Here is a 19,317-nt window from a genome sequence, read left to right as displayed (position 1 = left end):
GAATGTTTGTCCGGCGGCGTCCTACTCTCCCACATCCTCTCGGTTGCAGTACCATCGGCGCTGGCAGGCTTAACTTCCGGGTTCGGGATGGGACCGGGTGTTTCCCTGCCGCTATGGCCGCCGTAACTCTATGAACCCCTGTTCGGGCCGTCGGACCGGTGCCGCCCAGGTTCCGATTGCTCGGGCTGGTGGTGGGTGGTCCGTCCCTGGTGGGGGTTGGATCTTGTTAGTGGACGCGTGCGGTGTGTTGCCCCTGTTTGGAATCCACGTGTCAGGCACGTGTTGTTGGTGTGTGTTGGGGGTTTGTTGTGGCAAGTCTTCGGCCTATTAGTACCGGTCGGCTGGGCATTGCTGCTGTACACCTCCGGCCTATCAACCCAGTGTTCTGCTGGGGGCCTTAACCCACAAGGGGTGGGAAACCTCATCTTGAAACGTGCTTCCCGCTTAGATGCGTTCAGCGGTTATCACTTCCGAACGTAGCCAACCAGCCCTGCACCTGGCGGTACAACTGGCACACCAGAGGTTCGTCCATCCCGGTCCTCTCGTACTAGGGACAGCCTTTCTCAAGTTTCCTACGCGCGCGGCGGATAGGGACCGAACTGTCTCACGACGTTCTAAACCCAGCTCGCGTGCCGCTTTAATGGGCGAACAGCCCAACCCTTGGGACCTACTCCAGCCCCAGGATGCGACGAGCCGACATCGAGGTGCCAAACCATCCCGTCGATATGGACTCTTGGGGAAGATCAGCCTGTTATCCCCGGGGTACCTTTTATCCGTTGAGCGACGACCCTTCCACTCGGAGTCGCCGGATCACTAGTTCCGACTTTCGTCCCTGCTCGACATGTCTGTCTCACAGTCAAGCTCCCTTGTGCACTTACACTCGAAACCTGATTGCCAACCAGGCTGAGGGAACCTTTGAGCGCCTCCGTTACATTTTGGGAGGCAACCGCCCCAGTTAAACTACCCATCAGGCACTGTCCCTGAACCAGATCATGGCCCTAGGTTAGACATCTAGTACGACCAGAGTGGTATTTCAACGATGACTCCACCCCAACTGGCGTCGAGGTTTCACAGTCTCCCACCTATCCTACACAAGCCGAACCAAACACCAATGCCAAACTATAGTAAAGGTCCCGGGGTCTTTCCGTCCTGCCGCGCGTAACGAGCATCTTTACTCGTAGTGCAATTTCGCCGAGTCCATGGTTGAGACAGTAGGAAAGTCGTTACTCCATTCGTGCAGGTCGGAACTTACCCGACAAGGAATTTCGCTACCTTAGGATGGTTATAGTTACCACCGCCGTTTACTGGGGCTTAAATTCTGAGCTTCGACTTGCGTCTAACCCGTCCTCTTAACCTTCCAGCACCGGGCAGGAGTCAGTCCGTATACATCGTCTTGCAACTTCGCACGGACCTGTGTTTTTAGTAAACAGTCGCTTTCCCCTGGTCTCTGCGGCCCTTCCCGCTCACCCAGCAAGTGGGGTCACGTTCCGGGCCCCCCTTCTCCCGAAGTTACGGGGGCATTTTGCCGAGTTCCTTAACCATGGTTGTCTCGATCGCCTCGGTATTCTCTACCTGATCACCTGAGTCGGTTTCGGGTACGGGCGGCTCGTGGCTCGCTAGAGGTTTTTCTCGGCAGCATAGGATCACCCACTTCCCCCCTACGGGGTCGGCATCACATCTCAGACTCACCCACCAAAGGGCTGCGAACCGGATTTGCCTGGTCCACGTCCTACATGCTTACCCGCCGTCTACCATCGCGGCGGTTGGGCTACCTTCCTGCGTCACCCCATCGCTTGCCTACTACCGGGTCGGATCCCACGCTCCACACCAAGCTCTCACCCCGAAGGGATCGATACGAGGTGCTTCGGGTGGTTAGCATCACCGGGTTCAGCATGGGCGCCACTTCGCCGGTACGGGAATATCAACCCGTTGTCCATCGACTACGCCTGTCGGCCTCGCCTTAGGTCCCGACTTACCCAGGGCAGATTAGCTTGACCCTGGAACCCTTGATCAATCGGCGGAAGAGTTTCTCACTCTTCATTCGCTACTCATGCCTGCATTCTCACTCGTGTCACGTCCAGCCCTGGATCACTCCGGACCTTCACCCGTGACACGACGCTCCCCTACCCAACCGCACCCCTGAACCACCATCAAGTGATGGCTGGGGTTGATGTGCGATTGCCATGGCTTCGGCGGACGGCTTGAGCCCCGCTACATTGTCGGCGCGGAATCACTTGACCAGTGAGCTATTACGCACTCTTTCAAGGGTGGCTGCTTCCAAGCCAACCTCCTGGTTGTCACTGCGACTCCACATCCTTTTCCACTTAGCCGCCTCTTAGGGGCCTTAGCCGATGGTCTGGGCTGTTTCCCTCTCGACTACGAAGCTTATCCCCCGCAGTCTCACTGCCACGCTCTCACTTACCGGCATTCGGAGTTTGGCTAACGTCAGTAACCTGGTCGGGCCCATCGGCTATCCAGTGCTCTACCTCCGGCAAGAAACACGCAACGCTGCACCTAAATGCATTTCGGGGAGAACCAGCTATCACGGAGTTTGATTGGCCTTTCACCCCTATCCACAGGTCATCCCCTCCATTTTCAACTGAAGTGGGTTCGGTCCTCCACGCCGTCTTACCGGCGCTTCAACCTGCCCATGGATAGATCACTCCGCTTCGGGTCTAGAACACGCGACTCAAACGCCCTGTTCGGACTCGCTTTCGCTACGGCTTCCCCACACGGGTTAACCTCGCCACGTATCGCTAACTCGCAGGCTCATTCTTCAAAAGGCACGCCATCACCCTGTCACAGGCTTTGACGGATTGTAGGCACATGGTTTCAGGTACTATTTCACTCCCCGCCAGGGGTACTTTTCACCTTTCCCTCACGGTACTGGTCCGCTATCGGTCATCGAGGAGTATTTAGGCTTAACGGGTGGTCCCGCCAGATTCACACACCATTCCAGGAGTGGCGTGTTACTTGGGAAATGCTGAACACAGCCTCACACTGTCGTCTACGGGGCTATCACCCGCTACGGCACCGCTTTCCAACGGACTTCGACCTCGTCTGAGGTTTCTAACTGTGCGCCACCCCGGCAGAGACAGCAACAACACTCCCACAACCCCCAGACCGCAACGCCTGCCGGCTATCACACGACCTGGGTTTAGCCTCATCCGATTTCGCTCGCCACTACTCTCGGAATCACTTTTGTTTTCTCTTCCTGCGGGTACTGAGATGTTTCACTTCCCCGCGTTCCCTCCACACACCCTATTTCATTCAGGTGCAGGTAACACGACATGACTCGTGCTGGGTTTCCCCATTCGGACATCCCCGGATCAACGCTCGGTTGCCAACTCCCCAGGGCATATCGCAGGCTCCCACGTCCTTCATCGGCTCTCGATGCCAAGGCATCCACCATGTGCCCTTAACAACTTGCCCACAACAAACCACCAACACACACAAACACCACCCAAGCTCCTCCGAAAGAAGAAGCCTGGCCATGCCTGTCGTTTGGTGGACTCGAGTGGAACAAACCATTCAAGAGAACACACAAAACAATCAATTCAAACGAAACAACACACACCCAACGCCACTCACAACCGTGAGCTACGCGGGTGGATGCTCGCGTCCACTATCAAGAAGTCAAACAACCAGAAGCCAACCAGCACCAACACCCCAAGCAAACCCTCACGGGCCAGAAAGCTTGTTTGTGTGGATGCGGCGTCTGATGCCTCAGACACCCAACAGCGTGTCACACGTCCAGGACGAACATTGTCGCCCAGCAATACGATTGCGTTCCACTAGCAGACACCCATGATGTCCAACCACCACTCAGCAGCTGGTAAGGGTGTGCTCCTTAGAAAGGAGGTGATCCAGCCGCACCTTCCGGTACGGCTACCTTGTTACGACTTCGTCCCAATCGCCAGCCCCACCTTCGACGGCTCCCCCCACAAGGGTTAGGCCACCGGCTTCGGGTGTTGCCGACTTTCGTGACGTGACGGGCGGTGTGTACAAGGCCCGGGAACGTATTCACCGCAGCGTTGCTGATCTGCGATTACTAGCGACTCCGACTTCATGGGGTCGAGTTGCAGACCCCAATCCGAACTGAGACCGGCTTTTTGGGATTCGCTCCCCCTCACGGGATCGCAGCCCTTTGTACCGGCCATTGTAGCATGCGTGAAGCCCTGGACATAAGGGGCATGATGACTTGACGTCATCCCCACCTTCCTCCGAGTTGACCCCGGCAGTCTCCCATGAGTCCCCGGCATTACCCGCTGGCAACATGGAACGAGGGTTGCGCTCGTTGCGGGACTTAACCCAACATCTCACGACACGAGCTGACGACAGCCATGCACCACCTGTACACCAGTATCAAAGAGACCCCCATCTCTGGGGGCTTCCGGTGTATGTCAAACCCAGGTAAGGTTCTTCGCGTTGCATCGAATTAATCCGCATGCTCCGCCGCTTGTGCGGGCCCCCGTCAATTCCTTTGAGTTTTAGCCTTGCGGCCGTACTCCCCAGGCGGGGCGCTTAATGCGTTAGCTACGGCACGGAATCCGTGGAAAGGACCCCACACCTAGCGCCCAACGTTTACGGTGTGGACTACCAGGGTATCTAATCCTGTTCGCTCCCCACACTTTCGCTCCTCAGCGTCAGGTAATGCCCAGAGAACCGCCTTCGCCACCGGTGTTCCTCCTGATATCTGCGCATTTCACCGCTACACCAGGAATTCCATTCTCCCCTGCATACCTCTAGTCTGCCCGTATCGGAAGCAAGCAACCAGTTAAGCTGGCTGTTTTCACTCCCGACGCGACAAACCGCCTACGAGCCCTTTACGCCCAATAATTCCGGACAACGCTCGGACCCTACGTATTACCGCGGCTGCTGGCACGTAGTTGGCCGGTCCTTCTTCTACCCCTACCGTCACTTGCGCTTCGTCGAGGTTGAAAGAGGTTTACAACCCGAAGGCCGTCATCCCTCACGCGGCGTTGCTGGATCAGGCTTCCGCCCATTGTCCAATATTCCCCACTGCTGCCTCCCGTAGGAGTCTGGGCCGTGTCTCAGTCCCAGTGTGGCCGGTCACCCTCTCAGGCCGGCTACCCGTCAAAGCCTTGGTGAGCCATTACCTCACCAACAAGCTGATAGGCCGCGAGCACATCCTGGACCGAAAAAACTTTCCACCACCATCACATGCATGAAGTGGTCATATCCGGTATTAATCACCGTTTCCGGTGGCTATCCCAGAGTCCAGGGCAGATTACTCACGTGTTACTCACCCGTTCGCCGCTCGAGTACCCCCGAAGGAGCCTTTCCGCTCGACTTGCATGTGTTAAGCACGCCGCCAGCGTTCGTCCTGAGCCAGGATCAAACTCTCCATAAGAAAATCAATCCCAACAAAGAAACTGCTGACAATAAAGTCACAGAATCATTCATTGACAAGTCACATCCACAGAACAACCAACCCCGAAGAGCCAGCCGATCCGCCAATGCATACACAAACGTCACAATCGAATCTATGCATGACACACTGTTGAGTTCTCAAACATCACACGCTGCGAGGTTTCCCGTTGCCGGTTCTTCCTCGTGCTGATGTGCGCCCCGAAGGTTAGTCCTTCGTCCTGGTCTGTACCAAACCCGCAAGGCTTGCTTTTCTGACCGGGGCTCCGAGCTGGTTCTCGGGGCTGGTGGTCGCGGAGCCGGAAGCCCTCCGGCTGACCGCCGTCTTGCTTCCCGCCGCTCTCGGCGACGAAGAGAACATTACGCACTCCCCCGCAGAAGCACAAATCGAAACGACGTGACCCGGGCCACACGCCTCCAGAGGGCTCTCCGGGCGCCCCTCCAGAGCCGCTGCCGGGCGCCTGGGAAGCCCCGGCTCCACGCCTGAAAAGCAGGCCAGGGAGGCCCGTGGACGGGCCTCCCTGGCGGGGTGTTCGTTGCGGCTGTCAGCGCACGCGCACGCCTGCGAACCGCTTCTTGCCGCGGCGCAGCACCAGCCACGACGAGTCGATGAGGTCGCTCGCCGCGGGCACGTGCTCGGGGTCGTCGACGCGCACGTTGTTGACGTAGGCGCCGCCCTCGGCGACGGTGCGCCGCGCCTCCCCCTTGGACTTGGCGAGGCCGGTGAGGGTCAGCAGCTCGACCACGTCGGGGATCCCGGCGCCCGCGTCGAGGTCGACGGAGCCGGCCTCGGCGAGGGCGGCCTCGAGGGTCGCGGCGGAGAGGCTGGTGATGTCGCCGGTGCCGAACAGGGCCTGCGCGGCCGCCTTGGCATTCTCCGTCTCCTCCGCGCCGTGCACCAACGTGGTCACCTCGTCGGCCAGCACCTTCTGCGCCTCGCGCAGGAAGGGCTTCTCCGCGTGCCGCGCCTCCAGGTCCGCGATCTCCTCGCGGGAGAGGAACGTGAAGACGCGCAGCAGCTCGCCCGCCTTCTCGTCCTCGACGTTGAGCCAGAACTGGTGGAAGGCGTACGGCGCCATGAGCTCCGGGTCGAGCCACAGGGCGCCGCCCTCGGTCTTGCCGTACTTGGTGCCGTCGGACTTCGTCAGCAGCGGCGTCGCGAAGGCGTGGGCGTGCCCACCCTCGGCGCGCCGGATCAGCTCGACGCCGGCGGTCAGGTTGCCCCACTGGTCGGAGCCGCCGAACTGGAGCGTGACCCCGTGGTCGCGGAAGAGGGTCAGGAAGTCGAAGGACTGCAGCAGCACGTAGGAGAACTCCGTGTAGCTGATGCCCGACTCGAGGCGGCGCCGCACGGTGTCGCGCGCCAGCATCCGGTTGACCGGGAAGTGCTTGCCGATGTCACGCAGGAAGTCGATGGTCGACAGGCCGCTGGTCCAGTCGAAGTTGTTGACCATCCGGGCGGCGTTGTCGCCCTCGAAGGACAGGAAGGGCTCGATCTGGGCCCGCACCTTCGCTGTCCAGTCCTGCACCGTCTCCAGCGAGTTGAGCGTGCGCTCCCCACTGTCACGCGGATCGCCGATCATGCCGGTGGCGCCGCCGACCAGGGCGTGCGGCTGGTGGCCGGCGAGCTGCAGGCGGCGTGCGGTGAGGATCTGGACGAGATGCCCCATGTGCAGGCTGGGCGCCGTCGGGTCGAAGCCGACATAGAACCGGACGCTGCCCTCCGCCAGCGCTGCGCGCAGCGCGTCACGATCGGTGGACTCGGCCAGCAGGCCGCGCCACTCGAGGTCGTCGAGGAGGGTCGGGTCGACGGACACGTCGTACTTCTTTCCGTTGAGGGCCGTGGACGCAGGCGTCCAGCTTGACCATCTAAGGGTGCCGCATCCGCCGAGGACCTCTCCAATGGGTTCACGGGCGTGGGCGCGGGTACCGTGCAAGGACCATGAGCACGCGACGGGTGGCAGACCGGTATGCGCTGCGGCGAGCCGTCGGGCACGGTGCCAGCGGCGCGGTCTGGCTGGCCCACGACGAGCTGCTCGACCGCCCGGTGGCGGTCAAGCGCACCGGCCCCGGTCCCGGGTACGACGGCCACACTGCCCAGGTCGAGCGGGAAGCGCGCCTCGCGGCGCAGCTCGGCCACCCCAACGTCGTCGCGGTCTACGACCTCGCGATCGACGAGGAGGGTGCCTGGCTCGTCATGGAGTACGTCGACGGCCCGCCGCTCTCGACGGTGGTCCGCGAGGCCGGGCCCCTCAGCCCGGACGAGGCTGCGCGGCTGGTCGCCCCCGTGGCGGACGCGCTCGCGCACGCCCACGAGCTCGGGATCGTGCACCGCGACGTGAAGCCGTCCAACATCCTCTCGCCGGGCGACGGTGGCGCGAAGCTCTCCGACTTCGGCATCGCGCGCGGCGCCGACGACGCGACGATGACGGCCACCGGCATGGTCACCGGCTCCCCCGCCTACCTCGCGCCGGAGGTCGCCCGCGGTGGGCAGGCGACCCCGGCCAGCGACGTGTGGGCGCTCGGCGCGACGCTCGTGCACCTGCTGACCGGACGACCGCCGTACCACCGCGACGGGATGGACAACGGCCCGTTCGCCGTCGTGCACCGCATCGTCACCGAGGACCCGCCGGCCGTCCCCGAGGCGGACTGGCTCGCCCCCCTCATCGCCGACACCATGCAGCACGACCCGGAGGCCCGGCCGTCGATGCGCGACGTCCGGGACCGGCTGGAGCGCACCGGCCGGGCCGCTGCTGAGCAGACCATGGCCCTGCCGCCGGTGCCACCACCACCCCCGCCGCCTCCTGCGTACCCGCCCCCGGGCTACGCCCCGAACCGGTCGCCCGAGCAGCACCGGCACCGCGGTCGCGTCGCCACCACCATCGCGGCCGGCTCCGCCGCCGCGGTCGCCGCCGTCGCGGTGCTGGCCCTCCAGGGCGGCGGTGACGGCGACCCGCCGGCGGCCGCGACGACGACCACGCCCGAGGGGGTGGCCCAGTCCGAGAGCAGCGGGCCGACCGAGCAGCCCGCCCCGACGGCGGAGCAGATGGAGGAGTTCGCCCGCAGCTACGTCCGCACCGCCGACACCGACCCCTCGGCCGGGTTGAGGATGCTGACGCCGGCCTACCGCAAGGCGAGCCCGGACTACGCCGACTTCTGGGGACCGATGCGCAACCCGCGGATCCTGGCTATCACCGCGGACCCGGCGGCGATGACGGTGACCTACACCTACCGCTACCAGCTGCCGCGGCAGGGCAGCCGGACGGAGGAGGTGACCCTCTTCCTCGAGGAGCACGACGGCGACCTGCTGATCGCCGGCGCCGAGTAGCGAACCCTTGCCGAGACGTCCCGGCGAGCGGCCCCGCCTTGGGTAGCCTCGGCGAGGTGAGCGAGCACGACGCCCGGTTGGCGGACCGGGTGCGCACGCGCGGCGTCCTCGGGCCGGACGACGCCGCGCGCCTCCTGCTGCCCGTCGCCGACGACCTGGCCCGGTTGCACCGGGCCGGCCAGGCCCACGGGGCGCTCTCCCCCGACGCGGTCCGCGTGGACGCGCACGGCAGCGCCCACCTGGCCGACCGCGCCGACGTGGTGCCGGACCCGACGTACACGCCGCCGGACCCGACGGCGGGGTTCCGGCCCCACCCCGCTGCCGACGACGTGTGGGCCTTTGCCGCGGTGCTGCGCTTCGTGACCACCGGGGCGGCCCCGGGCACCGGTGCAACGGTCGCGGGCATCGTCCGCGACGCCGGCTGGCTGGCCCCGGTCACGGAGCTGGCGATGGCGGCCGACCCACGGGAGCGCCCGTCCATGGGGGACGTGGCGGACTACCTGCGCGCCCGGGTCGCGCCCCCGGCGGCCGCTGCGCCCGAGGGCCGAGCCCGCGGTGGCCCCCTCCTGGTCGCCGGCGTGGTCGTCGCGGCCCTCGCGCTGGTCGGGGCGCTGCTGCTCGTCGTCGGGTCGGGCGGCGACGAGCCGCGACGACCGGCGGCGACGCCCTCCCGCAGCGCTGACGCCCGCGACGAGGAAACCACGAGCCCGCCACCGGACGCGGGACCCACCGAGGAGCCCGTCACCGCCGAGGAGCTCGAGGCGTTCGCCCGCGACTACGTCGACCTGGCCAGCCGCGACCCGGACCGGGGCTTCGAGATGCTCACCCGGTCCTACCAGCGGCAGAGCCCGCGCTACCGCGAGGTGTGGACCGCGATCACCAACCCGCAGATCCTCGCGATCAACCCGGACCCGTTCGCGATGACGGTCGGCTACACCTACCGCTACGAGCTGCCCGGAGGGTCCGCCCGCACCGAGGACATCACGCTGCGCCTGGTCGAGCGCGGTGGGCGGCTGCTCATCGCGGGGGCGACGGCACGCTGACCGCCGAGCCGTGGCCGGTGGCGGCGGCCGTGGCCGCCTCGACCGGATCCGGGTCACCGGCGACGAAGAGGTACTCGACGTTGCGCAGCCGGCGGACCTCACCGACCCGCTGGCCGGTCGGGCCGTGGATGCCGATCTGCGCCCCGACGTACCGCTTGCGCTCGAAGGCGAGGACGGCGACCTCGCGGTGCCCGGCGTCGCGCAGCATCGTGGTCATCTGCGCGGGCTCGATCCACGACTCGTCGTTGTAGGAGACCACCACGACGTCGGCGCGCACCCGGGCCAGCACGTCACCGAGCGCGGCGGGCATCGTCCGGCGGCTGTTGAAGACGCTGCGCCGCTCACGAGCGTCCACGCGCTTGCACGCGACGCCGTAGTGCTCGGGGGCGTCCCAGCGGACGAGGGTCTCCCAGATGTGGTAGTTCGCGAAGTACCGGTGCTGGTTGTAGGGCGGGTCGACGTAGGCGAGGTCGACGACCGGCAACACGTCGACGGTGTCGAGCACGTCGCCGCCGATGGTGGCGCCCGGACCGGCCAGCAGCTCGGGGCGGCGCACGTCGAGCTCGCCCAGCGCCCGCGGTGCCCACTGCTTGAGGTAGGCCATCTGGACGCCGGTCGTGGAGTCGACGCGGTCGGCCGCGAGCATCAGGCTGGTCAGCAGGATCGGTCGTAGCGGCGCCCCGGGCGGGTGGTCGCGCTCGATCGCGTCGCGGATGGCGTCCACCCGCTCGCCGTTGCGGGGCTGGAAGAAGCGGGCGCGCTCGCAGAAGGTCTCGGTGAAGTAGCCGCGGTGGCCCGGTAGCGCGCCGAGCCGGTCGAGCTCGGCGGCGAGGGCGGCCTCGTCCACCGTCCCGGCGTCCGTGGCGACGTAGCAGTCGCTCAGCACGGTGGAGTACGACGCCAGGTCGGCCGCGGTGACGAACAGCCCGCGCCGCTTGAACTCCTGCGCCACCCGGGTGGTGCCGGTGAACAGGTCGACCGCGGTCCGCGCACCCGTCGCGGCGGCGATCTCCCCCAGCACCGGCACCAGGGTGCGCTTGGAGCCGAGGTACTTGATCACGCCGGGAGCCTATGTGCGATGTGGCCCACGTCTCAGCAGGCGCGACGGTCCGCAGGTGTGGGAACCCGGGAACGGGGGAAGGGAGCCCTCACCAAGACCCTCCGGGAAGGAACCCCCATGAACGTCAAGCTCGCCCTGCCCGCTGCGCTGCTCGCGGTTCTCTCGCTCAGCGCCTGCGGGGACGACGAGAGCCCGTCCGCCAGCGACCCGACCCCGGAGACGACGTCGGAGACGCCCAGCGAGCCGGAGACCGAGCTCGAGACGGAGACCGAGGAGACGGAGGAGACCGAGGGCACCGACTCCGGTGACGCCCCGCTGTCCGGTGACGTCACCGCCCCCGGCACCGAGCTCTCGATCGGCGACACCGCGATCCTCCCCGTCACCTACGGCACCAACGGCCAGGCCACCCTCGAGGTGACCGTGACCGGCATCGAGGAAGGCACCAGCGCCGACCTCGAGGCTGCGAAGGTGAAGAACGCCGCCGACTACACGCCGTTTTACATCCAGATGGAGATGAAGATCCTCGACGCGAACGACGACTTCGGCTCCTACGGCCCGGGGAGCGACTTCGACGGCCTCACCGGCAGCTCCAAGGCCGGCAGCCTCATCGTCTTCGGCGACTTCGAGCCGTGCAACGACGACGCGTTCGAGTACGACTCGAAGGTCGGCGACACCGCCACCACCTGCGTCCCGGCGCTGACCACCAAGGGCTCGGTCGTCGACGGCGTCCAGTTCTCCGGTGGCACCGACGAGTACGACCAGTTCGACGGCAAGCCGGTCGTCTGGAAGTGACCTCACCGGTGACCCGCTCCTGACACCCGGAGCCGGGCACCAGCACCACGAACACCACCCCCGGTCGGCCCACGTGAGCCCGGCCGGGGGTGGTGTCTGTCCGGGGCCGCCGGGCCTGGCCGGGGCTGGCCGGGTCTGTCCCCGGGCCCGGTCGGGTACGGCCAGGTCGTGGGCGGGATCCGGGTGGGCACGTCCGGCTGGTCGTACGCCAGCTGGCGCGGCGACTTCTACCCCGAGGGGCTGCGCCGGGCCGACGAGCTGGGGCACCTGTCCCGCCGGTTGACCTCGGTCGAGGTCAACGGCTCCTTCTACTCGCTGCAGCGGCCGTCGTCGTACCGCTCCTGGCGGGACGCGACCCCCGACGACTTCGTGCTGGCCGTCAAGGGCGGGCGGTTCATCACCCACCTCAAGCGGCTGCGCGACGTCGAGGCGCCGCTCGCGAACTTCTTCGCCTCCGGCGTGCTGGCCCTGGGCCACAAGCTGGGGCCGGTGCTGTGGCAGCTCCCCGAGTCGCTGTCGTACGACGCCGGGCTGGTGCGCGACTTCTACGAGCTGCTGCCGCGGACCACCTCCGCGGCGGCCGAGCTCGCGTCCCGCCACGACGACCGGCTCTCCGGCGACCGGGCCCTCACTACCTGCGAGGTCGACCAGCCGGTCGCGCACGTGCTGGAGTTCCGCCACCGGTCGTTCTGCGAGGACGCCGCGCTGGAGCAGTTGCGCGAGCACGACGTCGGCTGCGTCGTCGCGGACTCCGACGGCCGCTGGCCGCGCGCGGAGGCGGTCACCAGCGGCGTGGTGCACGTCCGGTTGCACGGGCACACCGAGCTCTACCGCAGCCGCTACGCCGCACGCTCGCTGGACGCGTGGGCCGCGCGGTGCCGGCGGTGGGCCGAGGAGGCGGACGTCTTCGTCTACTTCGACAACGACGCCGCCGGCCACGCGCCGCACGACGCCGAGGCGCTGCTGGAGCGCCTGCGCTGACCGTGGCGCAGCCGCGGCGAGGCTGCCATGCTCGGGACATGGTCGACGCTCCCGCTCCCCTGCAGCCGCTCGACGAGGACTGGCAGCGGGCACTGTGCATCGTGGCCCACCCCGACGACATGGAGTTCGGCGCGGCCGCGGCAGTCGCCCGCTGGACCGGCCAGGGCAAGACGGTCGTCTACTGCATGGTCACCAGCGGCGAGGCCGGGATCGACGGCATGCACCCGGACGAGTGCCGCGCCGTCCGCGAGGCCGAGGAGGTCCGCTCCGCACAGGTCGTCGGCGTCGACGTCGTCGAGTTCCTCGGCCTGCCCGACGGGATCCTGGAGTACGGCGTGCCGCTGCGCCGCGAGCTCGCCGCCGTCGTACGCAAGCACCGGCCCGACGTCGTCATTACCGGCAACTTCCGCGACACCTGGGGCGGCCGCTCGCTCAACCAGGCCGACCACATCGCCGTCGGCCGGGGCGTGGTCGACGCCGTCCGCGACGCCGGCAACCGCTGGGTCTTCCCCGAGCAGCTCACCGACGGCGTCGAGCCGTGGGGCGGCGTGCGCGAGGTGTGGGCGTTCGGCTCCCCCGAGGCGACCCACGCGGTCGACACGACGGACACCTTCGACGCCGGCGTCGCCTCGCTGGAGGAGCACTCGGCCTACATCGAGGGCCTCGGCTGGGAGAACTGGGACCCCCGCGAGTTCCTCGAGGGCTTCGCCCGCCCCACCGGCTCACGGCTCGGCACCACCTTCGCCGCCGCGTTCGAGGTGTTCCCGATGGGCTGGGGCGACTGACGCCGCCCGGACGCACTCGATAGGGTCCGAGGCACCCGGGGCGGTAGCTCAGTCGGTCAGAGCAGAGGACTCATAATCCTTGGGTCGTGGGTTCGAGCCCCACCCGCCCTACGACGCGCTCGGTGCTGGTCACGACGGCCGGTGCCGGCTCTGCCAGCATGGCGCCATGGACACGCTGCGCTCCGTCGCCCTGTTCGTGGCTGCCGCCGTCGCGGAGATCGGCGGCGCCTGGCTGGTGTGGCAGGGCGTGCGGGAGCACCGCGGGTGGTTGTGGGTCGGGGCGGGGGTGATCGCGCTCGGGCTCTACGGGTTCGTCGCGACGCTGCAGCCGGACGCGCACTTCGGGCGCATCCTCGCGGCGTACGGCGGCGTCTTCATCGCGGGGTCGCTGGCGTGGGGCATGGTCGCGGACGGCTTCCGCCCGGACCGCTACGACGTGGTCGGTGCGCTGGTGTGCCTGGCCGGTGTCGCCGTGATCATGTACGCGCCGCGCTCGGCCTGACCTCGACGGGCGGCGGCTCGAGCAGCATGCCGAGCCAGCGCGCCGGGACATACCCCCACTGGGCCTGCTCCTCCGGCGTCATCGTCGCGACGCAGCGGCGCCAGGACTCCACGCGGGCGAGCCGGGCGAGCTGCAGCGAGGCGGGCAGGGCCTCGCGCAGGTCGGCCATCGGGACGAGGTCGTTCCAGACCTCCAGCCCGGCGTCGGCGATGCGCCACAGCCGCGGGTCGTCGCGCCCGGCGCCGAGCTCGCGGCTGGCGATGTGCAGCGGGATGAGCAGGTTGGCGAGGGGCTCCCCCGCCACGGCGTCACCGAAGTCGAAGAAGCGCAACGTCCCGGCGAGGGGGACGACGTTGGCGGCATGAAGGTCGTTGTGCACCAGGGTCAGCGGCAGGTCGAGGTCGTCGACCCGGTCCGACCACCGCTCGACCGTCGGCAGCAGCGCCTCGAGCCGGTGGGCGACGTCGGGGTCGAGGCGGCGCGGGTCCCCCGGGGCGAGGGCGGCGAGGCGACCGACGGCGTCGGCGACGTACGTCGACGCGTCGCAGGGCTCCATGACGGTGAGGCCGAGGTCGACGCCGGTGGTCGCGACCCGGCGCTGGAGGGCCGCGGACTCGGCGACGACGCGGCACCAGGCGTCCACGTCGGTGGCACGGCCGAGCTGCTCGAGGGTCGGACCGAGGTCCTCGGTGAGGAGCAGGTCGCGCTCGGGGTCGGCCGCGATGACCGGCACCAGCTGGTCGGGGGCGACCCGCGCGAGGTCGCGGACCAGGCGGGCCTCGAAGGCCTGGCCGGGGCAGTTCGTCTTCAGGTACGACGTCCGGGACCCTACGCGCACCCGCCACACGGCCGACCACGGCTGCCGGGCGACGACCTCGATCGTCGCCGGCCCGTCGACGGCGTGGGCCACGAACGTGCGGAGGCCGGCGAGGAACTCCTCGTCCCCCCACACCGCGCTGGTCCACGTGCCCACCTGCGCAGCGTGACCCACCGGGGTCACCCTGCGCCAGCGGGTTTCCACGGCAGGACGACGCCGGGCCGGGTGGGGAGCTCCCCACCCGGCCCGGCGCCGGTGACCTCTCTCAGGTCAGGACAGCGGCAGCAGCGCCGTCACCTGGGTGAGCAGCGAGCTGACCACCGGGTTGGTGGACAGCTGGCCGACCACGTCGTCCACCGCCTGGTCGATCGCGTCGGTGAGCCGCTCGGCCGCCGGCGACGGGGTCGCCAGCGGGTCGAAGACGGTGCCGAGGCCGACGGGCAGCGGGTTGTTGTAGACGGCGACGCCGGTGCCCAGCAGGAAGTCGACCACGAGGCAGCCGGCCCCGACCGGCGTCTCGCTCGCCGACCAGGTGCCGGTGCCGAGGAAGTCCATCGTCCGGGGCTCGACGGTGCTCACCCCGCTGAGGAACGGGTTCACCCACACCGGGTAGCCGTTGGGCTCGTCCACCGCGGTGTCGACCCCGAGCACAGCGGTGGCCGTGTTGACCAGCGCATCCGACCGGAAGCGACCGGTGACGTGGTAGAGCGGGCCGCCGACGACCGCGCCGAGCGGGCCGACGCGCGGCACCTCCGGCAGGAGGTCGGACCTCGTGACGGTGTAGCCGTTGTCCTCGTTCGGCGTGAACCGGTCGGGGGCGGAGTCCGAGCTGGCGCTGTTGGTCGCGCACGCCCCGCCGGTCAGGCGCAGCGAGCTGTAGATGTCGAGCACCACGCCGGCCTGCACGGTGGCGTCAGAGGCGATCTGCACCCCACCGGGCTTCGTGGACGGGTCGACCTGCAGGCCGTTGAGCAGGCTCAGCGACACCTGCTGGTCGCCGGTGCCCACCCGCACCTGGGTCGCGAGGATCGAGGCGAGGTCGACGCCCTGGGCCGCGGCGCCGGCAGCGAGCTTCTGCAGCAGGTCGCGGTAGTAGCCGTCGTTGGTGGTCCCGAGCGACAGCAGGGTGCGGGTCGTGCCGTCCACGGTGGCGTGGGCGACGAACGCCCTGGTGTCGAGGTCGAAGACGCCGACCAGGCCGTTGGGGTCGGCCGCGGTGGCCGGGCGGTCGATGATCATCAGCCGCGGCGTGCAGCCGAAGGACGGCTGGCACGGGTAGGCCCTCGACGGCAGGCAGGCGGTCAGGTCGTCGAGGCAGGCCTGCGGGTTGTTGGGCAGCGCGAAGGCCCCCTGCAGCCCGTAGAACTGCTGGTTGCGGCCGGTGCCCGCGAGCGGCAGGTCGCCGTCGTACACCGGCGAGGTCTTGCTGCCGACGGCGACCTCGTACTCCGCGGGCTCGATGTTGGCGCGCACGGCACCCTTGCCGAGGACGTCGACGAACTGCGCCGCCCACGGCCGGTACTCGAACGTCTCGGTCGTCACCACGGGTCCGGGCGTCACGTTCTTGCCGAAGCCGGTGCCGAGGGTCTCGGGGGTTGCGAAGGAGCAGGCGCCGAGGCCGGTCTTGACGGTGTTGTGGTCGGTGGTGGTCACCGTGTAGACGCCCGCGGGCTTCCCGGCGAGCGACACGTCGACGTTCATGCCGTGGTGCGCGTTGCCGGAGAAGTCGCCGCGGTAGTTGGCGTTGGCCGGGCCGGGCTGGGGGTCGAGCGGCTGGTTCGGCGGGCTGGTGAGGAACGAGAGCAGCCCGAGGTCCCGCACCGGCGACACCCGGCTCAGGAGCGTGCTGCCGTCGGGCGCGGTCACGGTGACCTCGGTCCGCGGGGAGGCGTTGGTGCCGTTCGGGTTGTCGCCCCTGCACCCGGTGAGCGCGACGGTGCTCGCGGAAGCAGGGGCGAAGTTCTGCGTCGCCGCGGTGCGGGCGTAGTGCATCGCCACGCGGTCGACGTCGATCGTCACGGAGTCGCCCCGGACGACCGGCGGGTCGCCCGGCTCGGCCGGCGAGACGGTGGTCCCGGCACTGGCCGGGCCGAGGCCGGCTCCGGCCGAGACGAGGGTCGCGACGACGGTCGTGGCCAGGACGGTGGCGCCGAGCCGCCGGAGGTGCCGGGAGGTGGGCGCCGCACGACGGCGCCGGCGGTGCTGGGTCATGCGCTTCTCCTTGGGGAGCCGTGGCCCCGAGGCCGCTGGAGAGTGCCGGCTGGCAGGCACAGCGTGGTGCACGTCACACCTGCCTGAGAAGTGCTCGGGAACCATCGGAATGCACACCCGTCACGTCCGTGACGTCGCCGTCTCGGGGCTCGTTGAGCCTCGGTCCCTCGCACCGCCTCGCGGCGTCGGGCTCAGCGCAGCGGCGGCAGCTGGACCCCGACGACGGTCCGCCCCGGGGCACTGGACAGCGAGACCGTGCCGCCGTGCGCGGCGACGATCGCCCGCACCAGGGCCAGGCCGAGACCCACGCCGTCGGACCGGTGGCGGGACACGTCGCCACGGGTGAACCTCTCGAAGGCGCTGTCGACGAGGTCCGCGGGGAAGCCCGGGCCGTCGTCGTGCACGTCGAAGCCCCGGGCACGGGCGACCACCCGGACCGTGGTCCCCGGCGGCGTGTGCCGGCGCGCGTTGACCAGGAGGTTCGACACGACCTGGTGCAGCCGCCCGGCGTCGCCCGTCACCTCGAGCTGCCGGCCGTCGGCCGGCAGCTCGATCTGCCAGTGGTGGTCGGGAGCCACGACCCGGGCGTCCTCGACCGCCTCCACCAGCAGCCGGCTGAGGTCGACACGCTCCTGGACGAGCGGTCGTCCGGCGTCGAGCCGGGCGAGCAGGAGCAGGTCCTCGACGAGGGCGGTCATCCGGCCGGCCTCCTCCTCGACCTTGACGAGGGCGAGCTGCGCGGTGCCCGGGTCGCCCTGCCGCCGGGCGAGCTCGGTGTAGCCGGCGATCGTGGTCAGCGGGGTGCGCAGCTCGTGGGAGGCGTCGGCGACGAACTGCCGCACCTGCTGCTCGCTGCGGTGGCGCGCGGAGAGCGAGGTCTCGACATGCGCGAGGAGCCGGTTCAGGGCGAGCCCGACCTGACCGGCCTCGGTCTGCGGATCGGTGAGGTGCTCCGGCACCCGCTCGGTCACCCCGACCTCGCCGGACTGGAGCGGGAGCTCGGAGACGGCGTTGGCGGTGGCGGCCACCTCGGTGAGCGGCCGCAGCTGGCGCCGTACTACGGCGGAGCCGGCCGCCGCCGCGACGAGGATGCCGAGCAGCGCGAGCGCCAGCTCCCAGCGCACGAGCGAGGCCGTCGCGGCGTCGACGTCGTCGGTCGGCAGGCCGACGACCCGCTGCGCACCGCCGGTCGCGGTCCCGGACACGACGCGATAGGTGCCCTGCCCCGGCACCTCGACGGTCTCGGCTCCCCCGCGCCCCGCCCCCTCGAGGGCGGCGAGCGCGGCGTCGTCGAGGGGCACCCCGACCGGGCCGGCGCTGCTGTCGGCCAGGACGTAGCCGCGGTCGCCGTCGGCGGAGAAGGTGGCGGCCAGGATGCCGACCTGCTGGCCGAAGCCGCCGCGGCCCCAGGGCCCGCGGCGGAGCGGGGCGTCCTGCCGGCCCGGCGTCCCGGCGTCGTCGGCCCCCGGCGGGGTGACGCCCGCCGGCACCAGCGCCAGCCGCTGGAAGGCGGCCTGCACCTCACGGTCGAGCCGGTCGGTCAGCCAGGCCCGCATGCCGACGGTGGTGACCGCACCCACGAGCAGGGACACCACGGCGACGAGGGCCACCGCCGTGACCACCAGCCGTGATGCCAGCGAGCGCGGGACCATCAGCCGGCCGGCTTCAAGACGTAGCCGGCGCCGCGCAGGGTGTGGATCATCGGCTCGCGCCCGGCGTCGACCTTCTTGCGCAGGTAGGAGATGTAGAGCTCGACGACGTTGGCCCGGCCCCCGAAGTCGTAGCTCCAGACGCGGTCGAGGATCTGCGCCTTGCTCAGCACACGGCGCGGGTTGCGCATGAGGTAGCGCAACAGCTCGAACTCGGTGTGGGTCAGGTGGATCGGCTCGCCGCCGCGGGTCACCTCGTGGCTGTCCTCGTCGAGGACGAGGTCGCCGACGACGAGCGCCGACCGGGACTGCTCGAGCGCCGACCCGGCGCGGCGCACCAGCGCCCGCAACCGGGCGACCAGCTCCTCGAGGGAGAACGGCTTCGTCACGTAGTCGTCACCGCCGGCCGTCAGCCCCGCGACACGGTCCTCGACCGCGTCGCGCGCGGTCAGGAAGAGCACCGGCACCGAGGGGTCGTCGGCGCGCACCCTCCGCATCACCTCCATGCCGTCGAGGTCGGGCAGCATCAGGTCGAGCACGACGACGTCGGGGCCGTGTCGCCGGACCGCGGCGACCGCGTCGGCACCGGTGTGGGCGACCTCGACCGACCACCCGTCGTACCGCAGCGCCATGGCGACGAGCTCGGCGATGTTCACCTCGTCGTCCACGACGACGGCACGCAGCGGTGTCCCGTCGGGACGCGTGGCTGGCTCGGTCACACCACCAGCGTGCGCCACGATCCTGTGCGATTCCTGTGG

Annotated in this window: 12 protein-coding genes, 1 tRNA gene and 3 rRNA genes; 7 read left to right on the top strand and 9 right to left on the bottom strand. The window is 68.6% G+C overall.

What is annotated here, in order from left to right; genetic code table 11:
- Positions 1-8: 8 nt before the first annotated feature.
- From rrf to tyrS, 4 genes are all read right to left on the bottom strand, one after another.
- Positions 9-125: ribosomal RNA gene (gene rrf, locus NOCJ54_RS0119420) — 5S ribosomal RNA — on the bottom strand.
- 182 nt (positions 126-307) lie between these two features.
- A 23S ribosomal RNA gene (locus NOCJ54_RS0119415) occupies positions 308-3,432 on the bottom strand.
- A gap of 422 nt (positions 3,433-3,854) precedes the next feature.
- Positions 3,855-5,374: ribosomal RNA gene (locus tag NOCJ54_RS0119410) — 16S ribosomal RNA — on the bottom strand.
- Together the 16S, 23S and 5S rRNA genes form the textbook arrangement of a ribosomal RNA operon.
- Before the next feature lie 562 nt (positions 5,375-5,936).
- Positions 5,937-7,208: a tyrosine--tRNA ligase gene (gene tyrS / locus NOCJ54_RS0119405; RefSeq protein ID WP_028656818.1), complete on the bottom strand. Its 1,272-nt coding sequence runs from the start codon at positions 7,206-7,208 to the stop codon at positions 5,937-5,939.
- A 125-nt stretch (positions 7,209-7,333) separates the two neighbouring features.
- Here tyrS and NOCJ54_RS28590 point away from each other — a divergent pair, with 125 nt between their 5' ends.
- Positions 7,334-8,719 (top strand): serine/threonine-protein kinase, encoded by a 1,386-nt coding sequence (locus tag NOCJ54_RS28590; protein WP_084255478.1) that lies wholly within the window; start codon positions 7,334-7,336, stop codon positions 8,717-8,719.
- Positions 8,720-8,775: 56 nt separating this feature from the next.
- Positions 8,776-9,762, top strand: coding sequence for a hypothetical protein (locus NOCJ54_RS0119395; RefSeq protein ID WP_028656817.1), 987 nt, complete (start codon positions 8,776-8,778; stop codon positions 9,760-9,762).
- On the opposite strand, the gene NOCJ54_RS27035 is transcribed toward NOCJ54_RS0119395, so the two are convergent.
- Entirely contained in the window at positions 9,737-10,822 is a 1,086-nt protein-coding gene (locus tag NOCJ54_RS27035) for a DNA adenine methylase (RefSeq protein WP_051486122.1), read from the bottom strand. The genes NOCJ54_RS0119395 and NOCJ54_RS27035 overlap by 26 nt on opposite strands.
- A gap of 117 nt (positions 10,823-10,939) precedes the next feature.
- Between NOCJ54_RS27035 and NOCJ54_RS28585 the strand changes: the two genes are divergently transcribed.
- From NOCJ54_RS28585 to NOCJ54_RS0119365, 5 genes are all read left to right on the top strand, one after another.
- A complete protein-coding gene (locus NOCJ54_RS28585; RefSeq protein WP_051486120.1) occupies positions 10,940-11,614 on the top strand; it encodes a hypothetical protein in 675 nt (224 codons plus the stop codon).
- Positions 11,615-11,782: 168 nt separating this feature from the next.
- The gene (locus NOCJ54_RS0119380; protein ID WP_028656816.1) at positions 11,783-12,595 is read left to right on the top strand and encodes a DUF72 domain-containing protein; all 813 of its coding nucleotides are present in this window, start codon (positions 11,783-11,785) and stop codon (positions 12,593-12,595) included.
- A 38-nt stretch (positions 12,596-12,633) separates the two neighbouring features.
- Complete coding sequence (locus tag NOCJ54_RS0119375) at positions 12,634-13,380, top strand: PIG-L deacetylase family protein (protein ID WP_028656815.1); 747 nt, start codon at positions 12,634-12,636, stop codon at positions 13,378-13,380.
- A gap of 37 nt (positions 13,381-13,417) precedes the next feature.
- Positions 13,418-13,491, top strand: a tRNA-Ile gene (locus NOCJ54_RS0119370).
- Positions 13,492-13,546: 55 nt separating this feature from the next.
- The gene (locus tag NOCJ54_RS0119365) at positions 13,547-13,882 is read left to right on the top strand and encodes a YnfA family protein (protein WP_028656814.1); all 336 of its coding nucleotides are present in this window, start codon (positions 13,547-13,549) and stop codon (positions 13,880-13,882) included.
- Here NOCJ54_RS0119365 and NOCJ54_RS0119360 read toward each other — a convergent pair.
- From NOCJ54_RS0119360 to NOCJ54_RS0119345, 4 genes are all read right to left on the bottom strand, one after another.
- Complete coding sequence (locus tag NOCJ54_RS0119360; protein WP_157514974.1) at positions 13,857-14,855, bottom strand: phosphotransferase; 999 nt, start codon at positions 14,853-14,855, stop codon at positions 13,857-13,859. The genes NOCJ54_RS0119365 and NOCJ54_RS0119360 overlap by 26 nt on opposite strands.
- Before the next feature lie 114 nt (positions 14,856-14,969).
- On the bottom strand, positions 14,970-16,910 hold the full coding sequence (locus tag NOCJ54_RS0119355; protein WP_028656812.1) for a hypothetical protein: 1,941 nt from the start codon (positions 16,908-16,910) through the stop codon (positions 14,970-14,972).
- A 191-nt stretch (positions 16,911-17,101) separates the two neighbouring features.
- A complete protein-coding gene (locus NOCJ54_RS0119350; RefSeq protein ID WP_036518775.1) occupies positions 17,102-18,562 on the bottom strand; it encodes a sensor histidine kinase in 1,461 nt (486 codons plus the stop codon).
- Positions 18,562-19,278, bottom strand: a complete 717-nt coding sequence (locus NOCJ54_RS0119345) for a response regulator transcription factor (protein ID WP_028656810.1) — start codon at positions 19,276-19,278, stop codon at positions 18,562-18,564. Before NOCJ54_RS0119345 ends, NOCJ54_RS0119350 begins: the two co-directional genes overlap by 1 nt.
- Positions 19,279-19,317 lie beyond the last annotated feature (39 nt).

The sequence above is a fragment of the Nocardioides sp. J54 genome, from assembly GCF_000519005.1.
In the GTDB taxonomy this organism is placed as follows: Bacteria; Actinomycetota; Actinomycetes; order Propionibacteriales; family Nocardioidaceae; genus Nocardioides.
Note: the sequence above shows the minus strand (reverse complement) of the source record. Positions and strands in the feature narration are given on the sequence as shown.

Coding starts and splice junctions, on each gene's coding strand:
- NOCJ54_RS28590 (WP_084255478.1), top strand. CDS start 7,334: ATGAGCACGCGACGGGTGGCAGACCGGTATGCGCTGCGGCGAGCCGTC.
- NOCJ54_RS28585 (WP_051486120.1), top strand. CDS start 10,940: ATGAACGTCAAGCTCGCCCTGCCCGCTGCGCTGCTCGCGGTTCTCTCG.
- NOCJ54_RS0119375 (WP_028656815.1), top strand. CDS start 12,634: ATGGTCGACGCTCCCGCTCCCCTGCAGCCGCTCGACGAGGACTGGCAG.
- NOCJ54_RS0119365 (WP_028656814.1), top strand. CDS start 13,547: ATGGACACGCTGCGCTCCGTCGCCCTGTTCGTGGCTGCCGCCGTCGCG.
- NOCJ54_RS0119355 (WP_028656812.1), bottom strand. CDS start 16,910: ATGACCCAGCACCGCCGGCGCCGTCGTGCGGCGCCCACCTCCCGGCAC.
- NOCJ54_RS0119350 (WP_036518775.1), bottom strand. CDS start 18,562: ATGGTCCCGCGCTCGCTGGCATCACGGCTGGTGGTCACGGCGGTGGCC.